The 18,968-nt window shown below is 43.7% G+C and carries 19 protein-coding genes; 14 read left to right on the top strand and 5 right to left on the bottom strand.

All coding sequences use genetic code 11. The features are described from left to right. Positions 1-56 precede the first annotated feature (56 nt). The 13 genes from V144x_RS13905 (at position 57) to V144x_RS13845 (ending at position 10,204) form a co-directional block, all read left to right on the top strand. Positions 57-365, top strand: a complete 309-nt coding sequence (locus V144x_RS13905; protein WP_144985752.1) for an AtpZ/AtpI family protein — start codon at positions 57-59, stop codon at positions 363-365. A gap of 93 nt (positions 366-458) precedes the next feature. Then, positions 459-845, top strand: coding sequence for a hypothetical protein (locus tag V144x_RS13900; protein WP_144985751.1), 387 nt, complete (start codon positions 459-461; stop codon positions 843-845). Positions 846-910: 65 nt separating this feature from the next. Continuing rightward, the gene (gene atpB, locus V144x_RS13895) at positions 911-1,768 is read left to right on the top strand and encodes a F0F1 ATP synthase subunit A (RefSeq protein ID WP_144985750.1); all 858 of its coding nucleotides are present in this window, start codon (positions 911-913) and stop codon (positions 1,766-1,768) included. 83 nt (positions 1,769-1,851) lie between these two features. Further along, on the top strand, positions 1,852-2,139 hold the full coding sequence (atpE, locus tag V144x_RS13890; RefSeq protein WP_232098621.1) for an ATP synthase F0 subunit C: 288 nt from the start codon (positions 1,852-1,854) through the stop codon (positions 2,137-2,139). Positions 2,140-2,246: 107 nt separating this feature from the next. Further along, on the top strand, positions 2,247-2,873 hold the full coding sequence (gene atpF, locus V144x_RS13885) for a F0F1 ATP synthase subunit B (protein WP_197993024.1): 627 nt from the start codon (positions 2,247-2,249) through the stop codon (positions 2,871-2,873). Positions 2,874-2,952: 79 nt separating this feature from the next. Continuing rightward, positions 2,953-3,597: an ATP synthase F1 subunit delta gene (atpH, locus tag V144x_RS13880; RefSeq protein ID WP_232102813.1), complete on the top strand. Its 645-nt coding sequence runs from the start codon at positions 2,953-2,955 to the stop codon at positions 3,595-3,597. Beyond that, positions 3,548-5,065 (top strand): F0F1 ATP synthase subunit alpha, encoded by a 1,518-nt coding sequence (gene atpA, locus V144x_RS13875; protein WP_144985747.1) that lies wholly within the window; start codon positions 3,548-3,550, stop codon positions 5,063-5,065. The genes atpH and atpA overlap by 50 nt, the downstream gene beginning before the upstream one ends. A gap of 57 nt (positions 5,066-5,122) precedes the next feature. Beyond that, positions 5,123-6,001, top strand: a complete 879-nt coding sequence (gene atpG / locus V144x_RS13870) for an ATP synthase F1 subunit gamma (protein WP_144985746.1) — start codon at positions 5,123-5,125, stop codon at positions 5,999-6,001. Between the two features lie 72 nt (positions 6,002-6,073). Continuing rightward, entirely contained in the window at positions 6,074-7,528 is a 1,455-nt protein-coding gene (gene atpD / locus V144x_RS13865) for a F0F1 ATP synthase subunit beta (protein WP_144985745.1), read from the top strand. 85 nt (positions 7,529-7,613) lie between these two features. After that, on the top strand, positions 7,614-8,015 hold the full coding sequence (locus V144x_RS13860) for a FoF1 ATP synthase subunit delta/epsilon (protein WP_144985744.1): 402 nt from the start codon (positions 7,614-7,616) through the stop codon (positions 8,013-8,015). A gap of 109 nt (positions 8,016-8,124) precedes the next feature. Then, the gene (locus V144x_RS13855) at positions 8,125-8,325 is read left to right on the top strand and encodes a hypothetical protein (RefSeq protein ID WP_144985743.1); all 201 of its coding nucleotides are present in this window, start codon (positions 8,125-8,127) and stop codon (positions 8,323-8,325) included. Positions 8,326-8,524: 199 nt separating this feature from the next. Beyond that, positions 8,525-9,013, top strand: coding sequence for a hypothetical protein (locus V144x_RS13850; RefSeq protein WP_144985742.1), 489 nt, complete (start codon positions 8,525-8,527; stop codon positions 9,011-9,013). A gap of 30 nt (positions 9,014-9,043) precedes the next feature. Then, positions 9,044-10,204, top strand: a complete 1,161-nt coding sequence (locus V144x_RS13845; RefSeq protein ID WP_144985741.1) for a hypothetical protein — start codon at positions 9,044-9,046, stop codon at positions 10,202-10,204. Positions 10,205-10,345: 141 nt separating this feature from the next. Here V144x_RS13845 and V144x_RS13840 read toward each other — a convergent pair whose 3' ends face one another. The 4 genes from V144x_RS13840 to hpnH form a co-directional block, all read right to left on the bottom strand. Continuing rightward, positions 10,346-13,273, bottom strand: coding sequence for a M56 family metallopeptidase (locus tag V144x_RS13840; RefSeq protein WP_144985740.1), 2,928 nt, complete (start codon positions 13,271-13,273; stop codon positions 10,346-10,348). Beyond that, positions 13,273-13,671 carry a BlaI/MecI/CopY family transcriptional regulator gene (locus tag V144x_RS13835; protein ID WP_144985739.1) on the bottom strand — a complete coding sequence of 133 codons (399 nt, stop codon included), beginning with the start codon at positions 13,669-13,671 and terminating at the stop codon, positions 13,273-13,275. The genes V144x_RS13840 and V144x_RS13835 overlap by 1 nt, the downstream gene beginning before the upstream one ends. A 364-nt stretch (positions 13,672-14,035) precedes the next feature. After that, positions 14,036-14,770, bottom strand: a complete 735-nt coding sequence (locus V144x_RS13830; RefSeq protein ID WP_144985738.1) for a hypothetical protein — start codon at positions 14,768-14,770, stop codon at positions 14,036-14,038. A gap of 328 nt (positions 14,771-15,098) precedes the next feature. Further along, a complete protein-coding gene (hpnH, locus tag V144x_RS13825) occupies positions 15,099-16,259 on the bottom strand; it encodes an adenosyl-hopene transferase HpnH (protein WP_390620813.1) in 1,161 nt (386 codons plus the stop codon). A gap of 138 nt (positions 16,260-16,397) precedes the next feature. On the opposite strand from hpnH, the gene V144x_RS13820 reads away from it, so the two are divergent. After that, positions 16,398-17,594 carry a mandelate racemase/muconate lactonizing enzyme family protein gene (locus tag V144x_RS13820; protein WP_144985737.1) on the top strand — a complete coding sequence of 399 codons (1,197 nt, stop codon included), beginning with the start codon at positions 16,398-16,400 and terminating at the stop codon, positions 17,592-17,594. Positions 17,595-17,602: 8 nt separating this feature from the next. Here V144x_RS13820 and V144x_RS13815 read toward each other — a convergent pair whose 3' ends face one another. Further along, positions 17,603-18,583 (bottom strand): hypothetical protein, encoded by a 981-nt coding sequence (locus V144x_RS13815; RefSeq protein WP_144985736.1) that lies wholly within the window; start codon positions 18,581-18,583, stop codon positions 17,603-17,605. Positions 18,584-18,968 lie beyond the last annotated feature (385 nt).

Here is an 18,968-nt window from a genome sequence, read left to right as displayed (position 1 = left end):
CGTATTTGATTTCGCAAGCTTAATATTGCTCTGCTTCAATATTGAAAGCATCTAAAATGCCGCATCCTGACCCTACTCCTGATCGGCAAAAACGTTCGTCATTCGCCGAGGCCCATTTATGGGTCAGTCGATTGACAACAATCAGTTTAGAAATGGCATTACCTGCTTTATTAGGCCATTGGCTCGATACAAAGTGGGAAACAAAACCTGTGATGACGGCCATCGGTGCCTTTCTGGGTTTTGGCTGTGGATTGACACATTTATTACGAATGACTAAAGAAGCAGAGCGTAAAGATCGAAAGAGTAAAAGTCCCTCATCGAATCAACCTGAGTCAAACTCAGATGAAAAGATAGAAGTAGATTAACTGATCAATAATATAAATAATTCGCAATTATAGAATCTCATTAAAAACGAATTTTTATCGACTAGATAGACAGCAAGAATCAACTTTAACATCATGCTCTCTTCAGCTCCTTCGCAAAGTAAAAACCCGATAAAACAGTGTGGCATTCTTGCGGGCGTTTTAATTGGCCTGTTTGTTCTTCTCTGCTTACCTGCCTATTTGAGCATCGGAACAAAAGCAGTTGAAGGACTCGCTTACGCTACGATTCTCTGCCTGATACCCGGGATTATCGTATTGCTCATTTCGGGATTATTCTTCCGCGAAGCGGCTCCCGTTGCAGTAATGGCGATCTCGACTTTAGTTCGATTAATGATCGTTGGTATCGGAACTGTGTTGATATTGAACCTCAGATCTGATTTTGGTTTACCCGAATTTTTGATTTGGTTATTGATTTGTTACTTTGCGTCTCTATTGGTTGAAACCTTGTTGATCATTCGGTAATCTGCCGAAGTTAATTAGCCTAAACAATGTATCGAGTTAGATTTTTTTGGAATTGAGCTAAAAAAATGGCCGCCGGTCACACTGATCATTTTCATCATGTTCGCGATTTTCCGCACTTCGAGCTCCCTTGGGGAATTCACCTCGAGTTGCCGAGCCTATTCGGGTTCCAAATTACAAAGTTCATGCTGCTACAGTTAATAGCTGTTACTTTTCTGTTCTTTGTGTTTCGTGGATTAGCTAAACATGCTGCCGGTGGTCAAGTCGTAAGAGGTCGCTGGTGGAACTTCTGGGAATCGCTCGTCATCTATATGCGCGACGAAGTGGTTCGACCCACAATTGGCTCTGATCACCACCATGATGATGATCATGGGCACCACGAAGAACCCAAAGTCGGACACTCTGCTGATAAATACTTGCCTTTTGTGCTCTCCTGTTTCTTTTATGTATTGATTTGTAATCTTCTGGGAGTTTTCCCGTGGATGGGATCTGCAACAGGAGAATTAAATGTGACAATCGCACTGGCGTTTACGACGTTCTGTACGGTTATCATGTATGGGACGCGAGAACAGGGTTTTATTCAATTCTGGTTATCTTTAGCGCCCTCCATGGAGCTTCCATTTTTCATGAAACTCACTTTATTACCCATGATCTGGGTCATTGAGTTAGCCGGCTTTTTGATTAAACATGCAGTATTGGCAATTCGTTTATTTGCCAACATTATGGCTGGTCATACTGTGATTGCAGTTTTTCTGGGATTCATCGCGATGACCGCGGATTCAGGATTATGGGCGATCGTGATGCCTTCAAGCATCATTGCCCAAATATTAGTTGGCTTGCTGGAACTCTTCGTTGCGTTCCTACAGGCATATGTTTTTGCGTTTCTTGCAACTCTGTTTATTGGAGCCGCTGTACATCCTCACTAGAGGAACAGAGAGCTTTATTACAGACTTGCTTAGTATATTTCGTTTGAGTGTTCCTCGTTGAGAAAGGTCAGGGGATAAAAACAATGATCCAGGCTTTACGGATTATGTACATGACATGTGTTGTTGTATTGGCCACAGCTGTTCCTGCAATGGCACAAGCAGGAGAAGGTGGTGGAATTTCACTAGGAGCCCTTGGTGCGGGAATTACCATTATCGGTGCTGGTTTCGGCATCGGTAGAATTGGTGGTTCCGCTGTAGAAGCAATTGCTCGACAACCAGAGGCTGTTGGTAAAATCCAGACAGCAATGATTATTTCTGCAGCGTTGATCGAAGGTGCAGCATTCTTCGCCCTCATCATCTGCATGATCTGATGAATTCCAATTTTTGTGTCCATGTTTTACTGAAGAAACCCGTGCTCAAGCATTTGAGAACGATTTCATAACCAATTCTTCTGATGACAATGCGAGAGTCTTTAATCATGTTGAAAAGTCTTTGTACAAGCCGTTGTTTCATTATGCTGATCATAATGGGCAGCATCATATTGGGCAGTGGACTCATTGATTCTTCAGCCTCATTATATGCGGCTGAAGATGCAGGACATGCGACAGGGGCTCCGCTGGGCTGGAAAACGGACTTGGCCATTTGGTCATTTATTGTTTTCGTCATCTTTATTTTTGTGCTCAAAAAGTTTGCCTGGGGACCGCTCATTCAAGCTTTAGATGACCGAGAATTAAGAGTTGTCAACGCAATTGATCAAGCAGAATCAAAGCAAAGAGAATCAGAAGAATTAGTTAAAGAACATGCACAAAAAATAGCAGCTGCTCAGGATGAGATTCAAGCAATGATGGTTGAAGCTCGTTCTGATGCAGATCGTATCAAACAGGACATCCTTGAACAGGCACGACAGGAAGCAGAGAAAATCAAGACTCATACACTTGATGAGATTGAGCGAGCTCGCGAACTGGCCTTGAAAGATCTGTTTGATCAATTAAATGGTCGAGTCATTGATGCAACCGAACAAGTCTTAGGACGAGCATTAAATGAATCCGACCGTGAGCGACTGATTGAAGAGGCTTTGTCTCAGATTTCAGGAAGTTCTAACTAACAATTAAGAGACCCATTTTATTCAAATGAAGTGGGTGTAGATTGAATCAATATTCCTTTAGCTGTGAGTTATGGTTCGCGTGAACGATCAGAAAGAAGTAAAAACTCATGTACCAAGTGTAATGGAAGACCCGAGCGCCACATCGGTCGCGAAGGTTTATTCCAAAGCATTTCTTGGTTCGATTAAAGAATCGGAGAGAGATTCCGTAATCGAAGAGTTTACTGAAATTATCGACCTCGCCATGACTCAGCAACCAGTGTTTGGAAGAATGTTGATGTCAAATGCACTCAACAAAGACGAACGATTAAGCCTGGTGGATCGTGTCTTCGCTCCCCATGCTTCAGAACTTCTCACAAACTTCCTGAGAGTTCTGGCTCGTCATGAAAGACTGGAGCTGCTACCTCTGATCTTTACTCAAATCAAGACATTGCGCGATACAGAAGCCGGAAAAAAGGCAGTCTCTGTTCGGTCTGCATTTGAGTTATCAGAACAAAATCTGACAAACATTGAGAAATGTTTGAACGAAGCACTCGGTTTTTCCCCAGTAATAGAAACATCAATAGACCAATCTGTAATTGGTGGTCTTGTAATTCAAGTTGATGACACAGTCTATGACGGTTCACTGCGTACGCGGTTAAAACAATTACGCGGACGATTGAGCAATAGGAGCATACATGAAATTCAAAGCGGACGAGATCGCTTCAGTCATCCAGAAGGAAATTGAAGACTTTCGCGGCGAAATCGAGACGAGTGAGGTAGGACGAGTCCTTGAAGTGGGCGATGGTATCGCACGCGTTTACGGTCTTTCCTCTGCCATGTCTGGTGAAATGGTTGAGTTTTCCAATGGGGTTAGAGGACAGGTCTTCAACCTCGAAGAGAACTCTGTCGGAATTATTATCTTCGGCGACTATTTATCCATCGCTGAAGGTGATGAAGTTCGGAGTACGGGCAATCTACTTTCGATCCCTGTCGGTGACAGCTTACTGGGACGAGTCGTTGATCCTCTTGGTAATCCACTTGATGGAGAGGGCCCCATAGTCGCAACTGAATCCAGACCTTTGGAAGTTGCTGCCCCCGGTGTTGCAGCCCGACAGCCAGTGACACAACCGCTGGCAACTGGGATCAAAGCGATCGATGCCATGACCCCTGTTGGTCGAGGTCAACGTGAGTTGATTATTGGGGACCGTAAAACAGGAAAAACGGCGATTGCCATCGACACAATCCTCAATCAGAAAGGCAAAGACGTCATCTGTGTTTATGTGGGTTGTGGGCAAAGATCTGCGACCATTGCAGGTGTTGTCAATCAACTTCAAGAACATGGTGCAATGGACTACACCGTTGTCGTCAGTGCTTCTGCCAGTGACCCTGCTCCGTTACAATATATTGCACCTTATGCTGGTGCCGCGATTGCCGAACATTACATGTACCAGGGCAAACATACTCTGGTTGTTTATGATGACCTTTCCAAACAGGCTCAAGCATATCGCCAGTTGTCATTATTGATGAGACGTCCTCCCGGACGTGAAGCTTACCCTGGGGACGTTTTTTACTGTCATAGTCGTCTTTTGGAACGTTCTGCTCGTTTGAGTGATGAACTTGGCGGCGGTTCCATGACTGCTCTACCGATCATTGAAACGCTTGAAGGTGAAGTGTCGGCATATATTCCGACAAATGTGATTTCGATTACCGACGGTCAGATTTATCTGGAACCGGACTTATTCTTTGCCGGAATTCGTCCTGCGATTAACGTAGGGATCAGTGTTTCACGTGTGGGTGGTAATGCTCAAACCAAAGCGACCAAAAGCGTATCGGGAAGTTTGCGACTAGACCTTGCCGCTTTCCGTGAACTGGAAGCATTTGCACAAATGGGTACCGAACTCGATAAAGCGACTCAGGCTCAGCTTGATCGTGGTTATCGAATGGTTGAATTATTGAAGCAGCCACAGTTTAAGCCGATGCCGATGGCCGATCAGGTTGTGAGTTTGTATGCCGGTACGAAAGGGTACTTTGATACCGTTCCGATTCCTCAGGTACAACAAGCAGAATCTGAAATGCTCCAGTTCATTCATGATCAATACCCTGAAATCACAGATAAGATTACAGAGACTGGTAAACTGGAAGACGACACGATCGAACAGCTGAAATCAGTATTGACCACCTTCATCGAACAATTTCAACGAAAAAATCCGTAAACCGACTCAGTGATTTAATCACTTGATATAGATCATCAAAAACAGGTTCAAAATCTAATGGCCAAAGCACGTGCCATCGTAAAACGTTTAAAAGCGGTTAAAAATATCCGTAAAATCACACGGACTATGGAATTGATCGCCACTGCGCGATTCAAGAAGGCTATGGACCGCGCTTCGGAGGCTGCCGCTTATACTCAAAAGATTTCTGAGCTTGTCTCTGATCTTTCTCAAGCAAATCTTGAGTTTCATCATCCATTACTTGAAAAGCATGAAACTGAGAAAAATTCTGTCCTATTGGTTCTCACTTCGAATCGTGGACTTTGTGGTGGCTACAACTCGGGTGTGCTAAAAGGTGCCTTGAAACGCTATCAAGAATTAGAAACAAGCGGACAAAACGTACGATTGGAAGTCTCCGGAAAACGTGGTATCAGCTTTTTGAAATTTCAAGGTACTTCTGCGTCTCAAACTTACACACACTTTGAAGACCGCCCTACTTTTGAAGAAGTAGATGAGCTGGCCAGTCGCTATATTACTGAATATATTGAAGGCAAGATCGATCGACTGGATGTCGCTTATACCGAGTTTGTTTCTGCATCCAAACAAGAACCCGTTGTACATTCACTGCTCCCAATTGGTGCATTAAAATCATCTGAAGCAGAATCTTCAGGATCTCAAAAATACGATTATGAATTTCTTCCCTCTGCACAGGAAATACTGGAAGAAATTGTTCCAACAGCCTTTAAAGCACGCTTATTCAAATGCTTCCTGGACGCAGCAGTGAGCGAACAGATTGCACGGATGGTTGCCATGAAAGGTGCTACTGAAAACGCCAACGATATGGTAGGCACTCTGTCTGCTCAATATAACCGTGCAAGACAAACACAAATTACTTCGGAAATTCTTGAAATCATTGGTGGTGCCGCTGCCTTGGAGTAATTTCCGACCTGCCCTGAGTGGGCACTTTGTATTTTTACAAATTGATTAACATCAGAAAGTAGAGACAAATCAATGGCGACAACGGAAGCCAGTAAAACAAAAACAATTGGTAAAATCACACAGATCATTGGCTCAACATTTGATGCTGAGTTCCCTGAAGACCAATTGCCTGAAATCTATAATGCACTTATTGTAGATGAGACGATTAAAGGCGTGGAAATCAAAGTGGCCGGTGAAGTTCAACAGCACCTGGGTGGTAGCCGTGTCCGTTGTGTGGCCCTGGGGTCAACCGATGGTATGGTCCGGGGAATGAACGTCACCGACACCGGTGCACCTGTCTCAGTTCCTGTCGGAAAAGAAACATTAGGCCGCGTTTTTAACTTGCTTGGCGACCCTGTTGATGGTCGCGGTGAGGTGAAGACTGAAGAACGTTGGCCCATCCATCGTCATGCCCCTGAATTAGATAACCTGAGCGCAAAGACTGAACTGTTTGAAACAGGTATCAAAGTGGTTGACCTGCTCACCCCCTTTGTACGTGGTGGAAAAGCAGGCTTGTTCGGTGGAGCCGGACTTGGCAAAACTGTGATTTTGACCGAGTTAATTGCTCGAATCGCCAGTGCTCATGGTGGTTATTCTGTATTCGCTGGTGTGGGGGAGAGAACCCGTGAAGGAAACGACCTCTGGCTGGAAATGCAGGAAACAAAAATTGGTCAAACAGACCGTTCTGTGATTGAGCAAACCTGTATGGTCTTTGGACAGATGAATGAGCCTCCAGGAGCACGTCTGCGAGTTGCTCTTTCTGCCTTGACTATGGCAGAATGGTTCCGTGATACCACGGGGACTGATACTCTGCTGTTCGTCGATAACATCTTCCGATTCTCACAAGCAGGAAGTGAAGTATCGGCGCTGTTGGGACGTATGCCGAGTGCTGTCGGTTATCAGCCCACCCTGGGAACAGAACTGGGTGAACTCCAAGAGCGAATTACCTCAACAAAAAATGGAGCCATCACCAGTGTGCAGGCGGTTTATGTGCCTGCTGACGACCCCACCGACCCTGCTCCAGCCACAGCGTTTTCCCACTTGGATGCGTTCATTTATCTGGAACGAAAGATTTCTGAAAAGGGTATTTACCCGGCGATTGATCCGCTCGCCTCTTCAAGTCGTATTCTGGACCCACAATATGTGGGAGAACGTCACTATCAAGTGGCCCGTCAGGTTCAGCAAACTCTGCAACGTTATCGTGAACTTCAAGACATCATCGCCATTTTAGGTGTTGATGAATTAAGTGAAGAAGATAAATTGGTCGTTCACCGCGCACGTCGTATCGAACGATTCTTATCACAACCATTCCTGGTTGCTGAAGTGTTTACCGGTAAAGCAGGAAAAATTACTCCACTGGAAGATACGATTCGCAGCTTTGAAGAAATCTGTGCTGGTAAGTGGGACCATCTTCCTGAAGCCGCATTTATGTATGTTGGTTCCGTAGAAGAAGCTGAAGAACAAGCCAAGAGAATGGCAGAAGAATAAATAGACTTTGATTTAATATTGTGGTCGGGTATTCCGACCACAAATTCAATTTGACGACCTGTTTCAAAATGTGGTTAGACCACCAATGGCACAAGAATTTCGCTTTTTATTAGTGACACCGGAAACAACTCTGTTAGATCTCTCGATCCAGAGCCTGCGATGTACTTTGTTTGATGGACAAATCGGGATTCTACCAGGCCGCATGCCGATGGTCGGTCGACTCGGCCATGGTGAACTTGTCTACAAATCTACAGATGGAACAGAGAGCAATTACTTTATTGATGGTGGTTTTTTACAAGTTCAAGGCAACGTCATTTCCGTTTTGACAGAACAAGCGCTTCCCATCAGCGAACTGGACGCCGCAGAAGCTGAAAAACTTCTAGAAGAGGCACTAGCCAGACCGGCTATTGGTGATGATCAATGTGATGCCCGCGAACGAGATCAAGATCGTGCACGGGCTATGCTGACGCTGGCGAATCAAAAGTAGTCAGCCCTCACTTCGAATCAGTGTCTCTTGATTTATTCAGCGAATTCTCGTAAATAATGTGAAACTCATTGGAGTGATTTCACTTTATTGAATTTGACTGGAGTCGATCATGACAGAGGAACGTGACTCGCATGCTCCCCAACGATCACATGTTGGTGTCCATTTCAAGTGCTGTAACGTCTATTCCCACATCTACATGAATCATGACAAGACTGCTTATGCCGGTCATTGTCCTAAATGTGCTTCTCGGATCGAGATCCCTATTGTCAAAGAGGGTGGCTCCTCAGACAAATTCTTTACGGGTTCATAACACTCTGATTTACAATACTTTAAGGCAAATATAAAACTCCAGTTTCTGCAAAACGAGCTTGTTTACAGCTGCCAGACTCATCTTGAGCTAAATCGTGTTATAGGCTAGTATTCGACCAAGATTATCAAACGAACCCATCATTTGGCTTAGAACGGCCTCACGAAGTTCGATTTCGAGTTTTTAGCTTCGAGTTTTTTAAATGGACTATCATTTAAAGCCATTAGGAAAATCGTGCTCGGCTACAGGAAAAGAATTTACTCCAGGTGAAACAGTCCATTCCGTGATTGTCGAGCAAAATGGACAACTAGTACGACTTGACTATTCACACGATGCGTGGGACGGACCTCCGGAAGGTGCAGTAGGTGAATGGAAATTACAAGTGCCGGAGCCAACATCACAAGGCCCTAAAAAAGTCGATGCCGACGCGTTAATGCAATACTTTGAACAACTATACGAAAACCCCAACCAAATTCAGGAAAAATTCCTCTACGTTCTTGCTCTATTTCTGGTGCAAAAACGCCGATTGAAATTAGATGGCTCACGAAATGAAGATCAGACATCTTATCTCCAATTATCAGGAACGCATGGAGAAGGAAACTTCGAGATTCGTGATCAGAGCCTGGAAGAATCTGAAATTGAACAACTGCAACAACAACTAAATACACAATTATTTGAAGACTGGGAATAAGGGGTTCATCCCCGATAACGGATCACGACTATGTTTAATGTTCAGGGAAGAACAGAAACAGCAACGCACCCGCAGCGATATGCTCGAGTTTTCAGTGTCGTGCACAGCACTATCATGATCCTCTTTATTCTATTGATTACATCTTGTTCCTCTGTAAGAACATTTCTTCCACAACAAGCCCCTGAGTGTGTCCTGCCACCAAATGCCAGCTACACACAAATTATCAACCACCTGAACTCGCAAACGAATGGCGTCTATGGTTGGCAAGCGTCGAATGTCAAAATTCGTGCACGACAGCAAGGTGGCATTCCGATCAGTTTAAATGCCATGCTGGCTGTGGAACAGCCAAAACGGTTCCGCTTACGTGCCAGCTCTCCCCTGGGAGCAGAAGTGGACTTTGGATCGAACAATGAACGATTCTGGTTCTGGGTTAAGCGGAATGAACAAAAACGAGTCTTTACAATTCGGCATGACCAGTATCAATCAATGGGTTCACAATTAAATATTCCCTTTGAACCAAACTGGTTACTTGAAGCCCTGCGGGTGGTGCCATTAAATGAAAAAGAACTTTCCATTCAAAAAGAAGGTCAGAACTCTCCAAACATCAAACTGATCTCAGACCGTCTGCTACCAAATGGCAAACTGGTTCAGAAAATCCTGGTTGTTAACCTTTGCACGGGAAATATTATTGAGCAATCGTTGTATGACAGTCGGGGACAACGCATCGCGACTGCGACGTTGGGTGAATACCGCGTTTGTAATAACTCAGGGGCAACACTACCGCATGTGATCAAACTGGACTGGCCCCAAGCTGGAATTGTTTTAACGATGACCATGGCGAACATTGATGTGAATCCCGTAGGTATTCCCAATGAAGTTTGGGGACTTCCACAAATTCCTGGATACCCGGTTTTAGATCTTGGATCGGGATTTCCCAATCAGCCCCCCCAAAGAGAAGCCTCCCTCAGACGCCCCACACGCATAGAATCCCGTGTTGCTGAACTCGAAGAACCAGACTGGTCGCAAGGCAATCCAGGCTTTGAACCAGAATGGAAGCCCACACAAATCGGCTTTGAAGAACCAGAAACCATTCCAGCCAATGACATTCAAGACGAACCATTAGAAAACCCATTTCGCTCTCCTGATTCATTCAGTGAACCAGAAGAAGCACCGGGACGCGTTCGACTTTAGCAGTCATCATATGGTGACCACATCAATCTTTTCAGTTCCCGGTGACTGAATCTTGAGTTGACTCAAGCTAGTAGTTGCTCTAATCGTACTCACCCATTTCTCTCGGATGAGTATAAAATTCCATTCACATCAATAATGATTTCATGGGATTTTTACAGGGTAACCATCGTTGATTGTAAGCAAGTTCTTCAATGTCTTTTGATCAATATTCTCTGAGAGAAATCTGACTGAACCATCACAGAACCCGGCAATAAAACCACCTTGATAAAAGCCACCAAATTTCGGTATTTTCTTACCATCGAATTTGATATCTTCCGGTTTTGTCCATGGAATATCTCGCTTTGCTTCAACAATGGCAATGGTGTTCGATGTACCATCTGTGATATCGATAAAACTCACACCGCTTTTATCATTCACTCCCCTCTGACGACGGCCCCTTCCTCCTCCACCGAATAGGCCGCCACCGGCTCCTCCAGCACCGCCACCAGCCCCTCCTTTACCACCAATTCCTCCTGCACCGCCACCGGCCCCCCCTTTACCACCAACTCCTCCTGCTTTACCACCAGCTCCTCCTTTACCACCGAATCCTCCGAAACCACCGGCAGCGCCGTCCCCTCCCCCTGCACCGAAACCAGTAACTTTGGAACTCTTTCCAAACGCTGTATTCTTACCTACGACAGCAAAATAGGATGTATTATTTGTAGTGCCGTCTTCAGCAGGACTTCGATACACATCCGGCATTTTCGCAAGTACTTTGAGATTTTGCTCGCTGTCCCATGGTTGGTTCTTTTGATACTCATCGTACAATGCTTCTTGTCCCAGATACGGCAAGATTGCCACTCGCCAACTGTGGGGAGTTTTGCCATTCGGTCCGATAACAACTGCTGGAGGAAAGTGTTTATGAACTGTATAATAATTATGCAATGCCAGCATAATTTGCTTCAGGTTATTCATGGACTGGGTACGGCGGGCTGCTTCACGCGCCTGCAAAACTGCGGGTAAAAGGACAGCAACCATCTGAATACCAGAATCATCTGGCAGCGATATCGTGAAACTGATGTTTTCACCTTTTTGAGTCACCTTCGTTGACTTGATCATCTTTTCGGCAATGTCCATCAAAGACATCAGTGACAATCGCTCTTGTACATTGTTACTACCGATATTCTGTTTCATTTGGTCAAGCATATTTGATGAGAGCGTGAGAATTGCTTCCAGAGTTTTTTTGATGCTCTCACCATTTTTTTCCTGATATAACATAGATGTCAGATCAATCTTTTTGTTTATAGTTAAGCCTAGTAATAAAACATCAGTATTTTCCCAGATTGGAGAGACAAGCCCCTGAATCATGGGATTGATGATCACTAGATTTGACTGATTTTTCCAGATAATCTCACGAGCCAATCGAATATTAAACAGTGCTGCCAGAGAATTATTTTCAACAGTCTGCCATTGCTTTGACCAGCGATTCGAACCACCATGCTGCATCGCTTGAACAATTTGTTGAAGCGATTTCTCTTTGTTGGCAACGATCGCCGTTCGATCATTTACAAACAACAATGATTCACCATTGACAGCCCTTGTTTTGTGATATGATTTATCCAGGTAGGTCGTTTCAATCAGTTGGCTCCGACTGAATTTCTCCATCAATTTTTTGCGATCGATTTTTTGCTTCGTTTGAATCACAGCAACTGACTCAGGTAATTTCTTATCAGCTTCTGGAGGTAAAAAAATGATTGTCGCAGCATTGATCTCAGCTAACTTCAGTCCTAACACACTAAAGCCGTGCTGCTTACGTTCTTCTGCATCAAGCAAATTTCGAATTGGTTTCATCACCTCTTCTGAAAGAATCTCTGCCGGTCGTACTGCGATTACTCCCAGAGCATGATTGGGAACATAATCCATGCTCAATTTGCTCTGTTCAACCTTTTGTTTCGAAGAGATCCCCACTTTGGGAGCAGTGTCCTGTGCCTGAATAATTCGATCCCCCCGAATTCCAACAGCCACAATGCCAATTAACATAATACATGTGACAGCAACAACACGAGTCGTGTGAGTGACGGTTCCTCTAAAAGGAGCTTTATCTCTAAGCATGTCAATTCGCCTTAAAAAAGTGGACTGTGTGGGTAAAAATGCGCGGGCAGGTCCCCGCACACTTCGATTGGATTGTGCCATTGCCATCTCGGCGAGAATCACTAAATACGAATCCGTGCCTCCTGACGAACGTGCAGCCTCCGCATCAGCGACAAGTTCCTGTTCCAGCCGTAGCCGTGCCGCCAGCCAATGCATTAATGGATGATAGAAATAGATCGACCGGCTAATCTCTGCACAAAGATTGGACAAGAAATCTCTCTGAAGAATGTGTGACAGTTCGTGTGTCAATACTGCAGTCATTTGATCAACAGACCATGTGCGCCAAGCATGGGGCAACAAGATCACCGGACGCCACCAGCCAACAACCGCTGCTGTTGCTAATCGTTGAGTCTCGCGCAAACGAATTGTTGACGAGTAATTGTGCTCCCTTAAAAGACCATCCAGGAGCTCCCGCACGTCGGTGCCATTTAAATCAGTCGTATGCTTCAATTCTTGTTTTAAAAGAAAATAGCCCACACAGAGACGAGTTAACCCTAGTGAGATCCCCCCAAGAAACAAGAACCCAATGATCGCAGGCCACGAGTACGGTTCCTCTAAGTTTTCGACAGGATGCTTATTTTCAAGACCTGCTACGAATCCACTCCAGGCAGAACTCCACACTGATTCTAACTTGACGGGCGCAACATTTGAATTAATCGAATCAGATTCAGCCACTACTGTGTTTGCTTTGGCGATTACCCTCTGATTCATTTGCGGGACTTGAGCTATCGACTGCTGTGTTCTTTCAATACTCCATTTGGGCCAGGGACTGAATGCCATCGAGGCTAACAACAGGGTTATTAACATCGATGAAGAAATCACGAGCGACCGTAACAACGGGCCTCGACTGCACAAAATCAGATACAAAAAAGCTGAGGCAACAGCAACAATGGTTACTTGCAGGCTCAACCAGACAACGCTTACACCAAGGTCATGCATTAGGGCTTCTCCCGTAAAATGTCTTCCAGAGCCTTGAGTTCCTTTTTCGTCAGCCTTCGTTCCTCCATCAGCCGCACCAGTAATTTTTCACGCGAGCCACCAAACACTTTCTGAATCATATCGCCCAGCATACTGCCGGAAACTTCATCAAATGAACGGACTGCGCGGTACAGAAAAGGACGCTCCTCATTCGTCTGCTCCAGAAAATCCTTCTCCATCAGGATCCTGACCAAAGTTGCTACAGTGGTATAAGCTAAATCGCGTCCCTTCTTTTGCAGGGCGTCACGCACATCAGAGACGGTTAATTCTGTCTCGGTTTCTGACTGATTCCGATCCCAGAAAACATGCATGAGCTCTAACTCACGTTCAGTTATTTCTTTCGCTTTTGGCCTGGCCATAGGGCATCCTTGACTGATTTCTGATCTACACAATAATATTTGGTTATTTAGATTTGGTTTTATAGTAATCGTGGATTTGCAATTTGTCAAACACATTTTTATGAATTGTGTGGATTATCACAGAAACTGAACCCAAGACCGCGGAAACTCAGCCTGATAAAATCTTACAAATTGCGGCAACGTGATTAAATTCAACGACGGAAATGAGTTTAAAACTCTTAAATTCAGAACCCATCCTTTAAGGTTAACATTTATGATTTTAAGTCGTCATCATTCGTAATTTTCATGGTTAAAATAGAAACTACAAACACTTTGTTTGGGATATACAATACTTTTTCTTGGGATCGTTTAGAGGCTATTGAAACTACTTCACTCTAATTTTAGATATATTTGTAAACCGATCACAGTGTAGTATCGCGTTTTCTATCTCATCTGAACCTGTTGTGATATCGACACGATGCTCAACTCCATCAACATCTTCGTATGTTAAATACTGACAAATAAGTACTAATCTGGATATTTTTTCAACCAGTAATTTCTCTATTTCTTGTTCGGTATATTTTTTTTGAGAATCCCTTTTTCTAACAAGCACTGTTCCACTCTCATTACTTACATACCCTCTCACTTTAATATCTCTATGTTCGGAACATAATCGCTTAAAAAGAATTTTATGTTTGTCTAGTTGTGCGAGATATTTTCCATCATCGCCTGTACGTTCTTTATGATCTTCAGGGCCATAGTAAAATGTTTGAAATCTTACTTCCAACTTTTCATTTTTTTCTTGATTGGAGAATAGAGAAATTACTTCAGCAGGTTGAATCGCTCTCGAAGTTTCATTTGGTGCGAGGCTATAGTAATACTCATAAGGTTTGAATTTTACAGAAACAGATTGCCCAGTATTTTCTCCGATTTGTTCAACCAAGTACTCAAATATTTCTTCTTTATAATTTATTTCATCAACTTCGTAGTGTTTCGGTAACAGATCCATCAAGTCTGGCGAGTAATATGTAAACCCTCCGACTGTCACCATAATTAATGCAAAATATCGCAATGCATCAGTGAGTTGACTTCCACCTAAAGCAAATTGATGAATTTTCATTTTATCTATTCAATTAAGAATGTAAGCTGATGTACTTTTTTACTGGTTGCTAAAATATGTTCAGAATACTAATATATCCTGCACGATTCTGACAACTAGCAAGCCCACTTAGATGAGTAGTGACATCATTTAGAATAAACCGTTATTCGACTGACTTATGGAATTCGTCTAGCCTGACGAAAAGATTATTGTTTTGCCATTCCATGCAAGAGTTACATAGCTCGTCTTGCACTTAGAATCGTAAATGCATTGATTTGTTTATCTGCAAATTGAGAAGCACGTGAGCCGAAATGCTTTTCGTAGTTTAAAAACAAAAAAGTACAGACGCTTAGCTTGAAAGATTCAATGCCTCTTCTTCACATGATTCATCTTCCGCAGGCGTGAATTCCAGTTGAACTAGTTCACGATCCCCTACAGTATAATGTGGGGCCGGAATATTATCAGTCGAGTAGTCTCGAATTGGTTTGTTGGAATCTTTCGCTCCAAATAACGTAAGCGAAACCACTTTCAAAAAGCCACTCCATGAGGAAAAGGTTTGATCCACTGCCGTAGGTTCATGTCCACAATGCACCATACAATCACGGCACTTCGAGTTCCCACTTTTGCGACCATACTGCTCCCACCGAGTTGAACTCATCAACTCTTCAAAGGTACCTGCATAGCCTTCTTCCAAAAGATAGCAGGGTTTTTGCCAGCCAAAAATGTTATAGGTCGGATTACCCCACGGCGTGCATTCTAACTCCCAGTTCCCTTTTAAAAACTCCAAAAATAATGGCGAATGATTAAATTTCCACTGTTTTTTCGGAGTTGCGAGAATCTCTCGGAATTTTTGAATCGTCTGATTACGTTTTAAGAAATGCTCCTGGTCAGGCGCTTTCTCATATTGGTACCCGGGAGAGAGCATCATGCTTTCAATCCCTAATTCTGCTAACTCATCAAACATTTGTCGTACACGCTCTGGATCTGCATTATCGAAGAGCGTCGAGTTCGTCGTCACACGGTGCCCTGCTTTAACGGCAGCTTTGATGGCACTGATCGCTTTATCGTAGATGCCATCTCGACAGACAGCTGCATCGTGGTCTTCTCGAATCCCATCCAGATGAATCGAAAATGTGAGATATTTCGAAGGCGGATAGTTCGCTAAATGTTTTTCGAGTAAGATTGCGTTTGTACAAAGATAAACGAATTTTTTTCTCTCAATGAGCCCAGCAACAATTTCTGGCATTTGAGGATGTAATAATGGCTCGCCACCAGGAATTGAGACAATCGGAGCACCACATTCATCAACGGCTTGAAAACATTGCTCAGGACTCAAATGCTGCTTCAAAATATGCGAGGGAAATTGAATCTTACCACAACCGGCACAAGCGAGATTGCAGCGAAACAGGGGCTCCAGCATCAATACCAGCGGATAACGCTTTACACCTTTTATGCGTTGTGTCAAAACATACTTTGCTACGGTCCACATTTGGGAAAGGGGAACGCCCACGATCGCCTCCATCTTGCGAAAACATCCAAATCCATTCAGAATAGGAGTCATAGCACTTTTACGAAACCCTGTCACCCCCAATATTTCACGTATGTCTCAATAAGATATAGAGTTAATGAAGGTCCTAAAACAAAGACTATGAGAATTGCCAAACTTTCGGCATATCAGGTACGAATCCCATTACGTCGGAAAATCAAGCACGCATCATTTAGTCGCTCGGAATCGGATTCCATTATCATTCGCTGTCAATTAGAAGATGGGACGGTCGGCTGGGGTGAGTCTGTTCCACGCGAGTATGTAACAGGAGAGACTGTCGATTCTGTTTTTTCTCACTATGAAAATACAGATTTTCATTCATTATTGGGTGCTGATTGGAATTCATTGGATGAATTGGTCAAGATCTGCCAGCAGATCGCTTTACCGAAGTTAGCAGGTGCCGAACCTGAATACACACGAAGAGGCTGCTTTGGAAACGCTGCTCGTTGTGCTCTGGAAGTCAGTCTGATTGATGCAGCGACTCGAGCAAGCGGCGAATCCTTTTCGTCAATTTTCAAACATCTGCAACAGCATCAAAGCCTGTTTCAACCACATCAGCCCGTTCGTTATAGTGCTGTGCTCACTTCCATGCGGCCTGCGAAACAATATTTACTATCAATCATGTATCGTTTCACTGGATTCAAACATTGCAAAGTGAAAGTAGGAATTCCAGAGATTGATGATCGAACGTTATTGAAACATTGTCGATCATTTCTTGGCAGCAAGATGGATTTGCGAGTCGATGCAAATGAAGCATGGACCAGAGCAATACTCGAACAAAAAGCCGCCGACTTCGCATCATTTCAGATTAGCTCTCTAGAACAACCTGTACCACATTGTGAAATCTCATCTCTGAAAAATATCGTAAATGAGATCTCAATCCCAGTTATGCTCGATGAGTCATTATGTAGCATGTCTGATGCAGAAACGGCTATTTCGAACGGCTATTGTGATTCTTTTAATCTCCGTATCTCAAAGTTGGGAGGGATCATTCCAACTCTGGATATAGCACATCTGGCTCAGCAGTCAGGACGACAATATCAACTCGGATGTCAGGTTGGTGAAACGGGGATCCTTTCGGCAGTTGGTCGACATCTCGCATCAGCCGTCAAGGGAATCACGTTTTTGGAGGGAAGCTATGATCGTTATCTATTAACCGAAAACGTGATTAATGAAGACATATCATTTAAATGGGGAGGGTTTGCTCCACCATTAGCAGGCCCAGGACTGGGCATCACAGTCAACGAAGATCGGCTCAAAAAACTCACTTGTAGAGAACAGCATTGGAAGTTCAGTTAACGATTCAACTAAGGAATCAGGAACACCAGACCTGTGACAGTCAGACTCTCAAATAATGCTCCACGCGGACTGAAAGGAAGTTTTTCAACCTGATATGGGGGACAGTCTCCTGGACGAGCATAACCCAGAGGATATCTGCATTCGTGTATGGGATAGGCACCGATCATATAAGGCAGAGCAGGAATTCGACCAAAGAAGCGACCTGCTGAAATAAATGGCTGAAGTGCACCGTAATTATATCCATATCTTTCTAGATAAGGCTCTTCAAAATAAAGCGGATTATAAACAAGCCCCGGTGCTTCCCACTCTTTTGTTGTGACCGCCCAATTTCGTGATTCTCCCATCACAACTTGACGGGCTGGAATCTTATCTAAATGTTCTGCAGCGGTATTTTGGGGTAACTCTCCTGCCGGTTGCTTGATATTGATCGTTAACTGAGAAAGCGGTGTCAGACCAAGTTCAACCAGTTGAGGCGATTTTGATTTCGGTAACTCTGTCTTTTTTTCTTCGGTCTCATAATTGATGTTTGTATTAAAAATCACTTCGCTTTCACTGAGGATTTCGGGCGTCTCAGTCGGCGTGAGATCAGATAGCACAGGCTTCTGCGCTACAAGAGGAATTTCCAGTTCCATTTGAGATTCTGTTTGCGGATTGAATTCCCTTTCCGCTAATTCGATGGAATGAAAATCTTCAAACTCGTCAAATTCAAGAATGGGCTCTGTTTTTTCTGAAGCGTTCTGATGCCTTTGATGATTTTCTGCTCGTTTATTGAAGCCGGTAACCCTGAAATGGTCAGCTTTTGCGACATCAGACGTCTTATTTTTATGGGAGTGATTTCTCAGACTGGCAGACTTGGAAATGGCTTCGATTTTGCTTTGATCTAGTTCGGGAGCGATAGAAAAATGCGCACCTTGTTTTACAGAACAACCACTTATGAAAAGGCAGCTCAGGTATGTAACGACCCATAAATGAATTGTCAGCCACCTCATCAATTCAGGTGCTCCGGTAAGTGATTTTAGCTTTTTAGCTGGAATCGAATGTATATGAGTACTCACTGTCCTTTATCGGCACAGTTCTACTCTGTGGGATATTTATGACACTCTAAGCAGTAAGGTCTTTGTATCATTCCCATCTACCCTCGACAAACCTGATGGATACAACACAGAACCGAAAGTATACATAAAGTCACTTTTTAATAAAAATCATTGTGTTTACGAGTTATTCTCACTTTAAAATTGAATAGGCAATGGTCAAAGCTCTCAATTTATCGTTAATAGAGCGTATACCAGTTAAGAAATAGGAGTTCGTGATAAAGAATATCAATCTAATTGATTAGACCGAGTGTGACGTTTGTGTAACCATGGGCTTTACATT

Source organism: Gimesia aquarii (genome assembly GCF_007748195.1).
GTDB lineage: Bacteria > Planctomycetota > Planctomycetia > Planctomycetales > Planctomycetaceae > Gimesia > Gimesia aquarii.
This window is presented reverse-complemented; position numbering and strand designations above follow the sequence as displayed.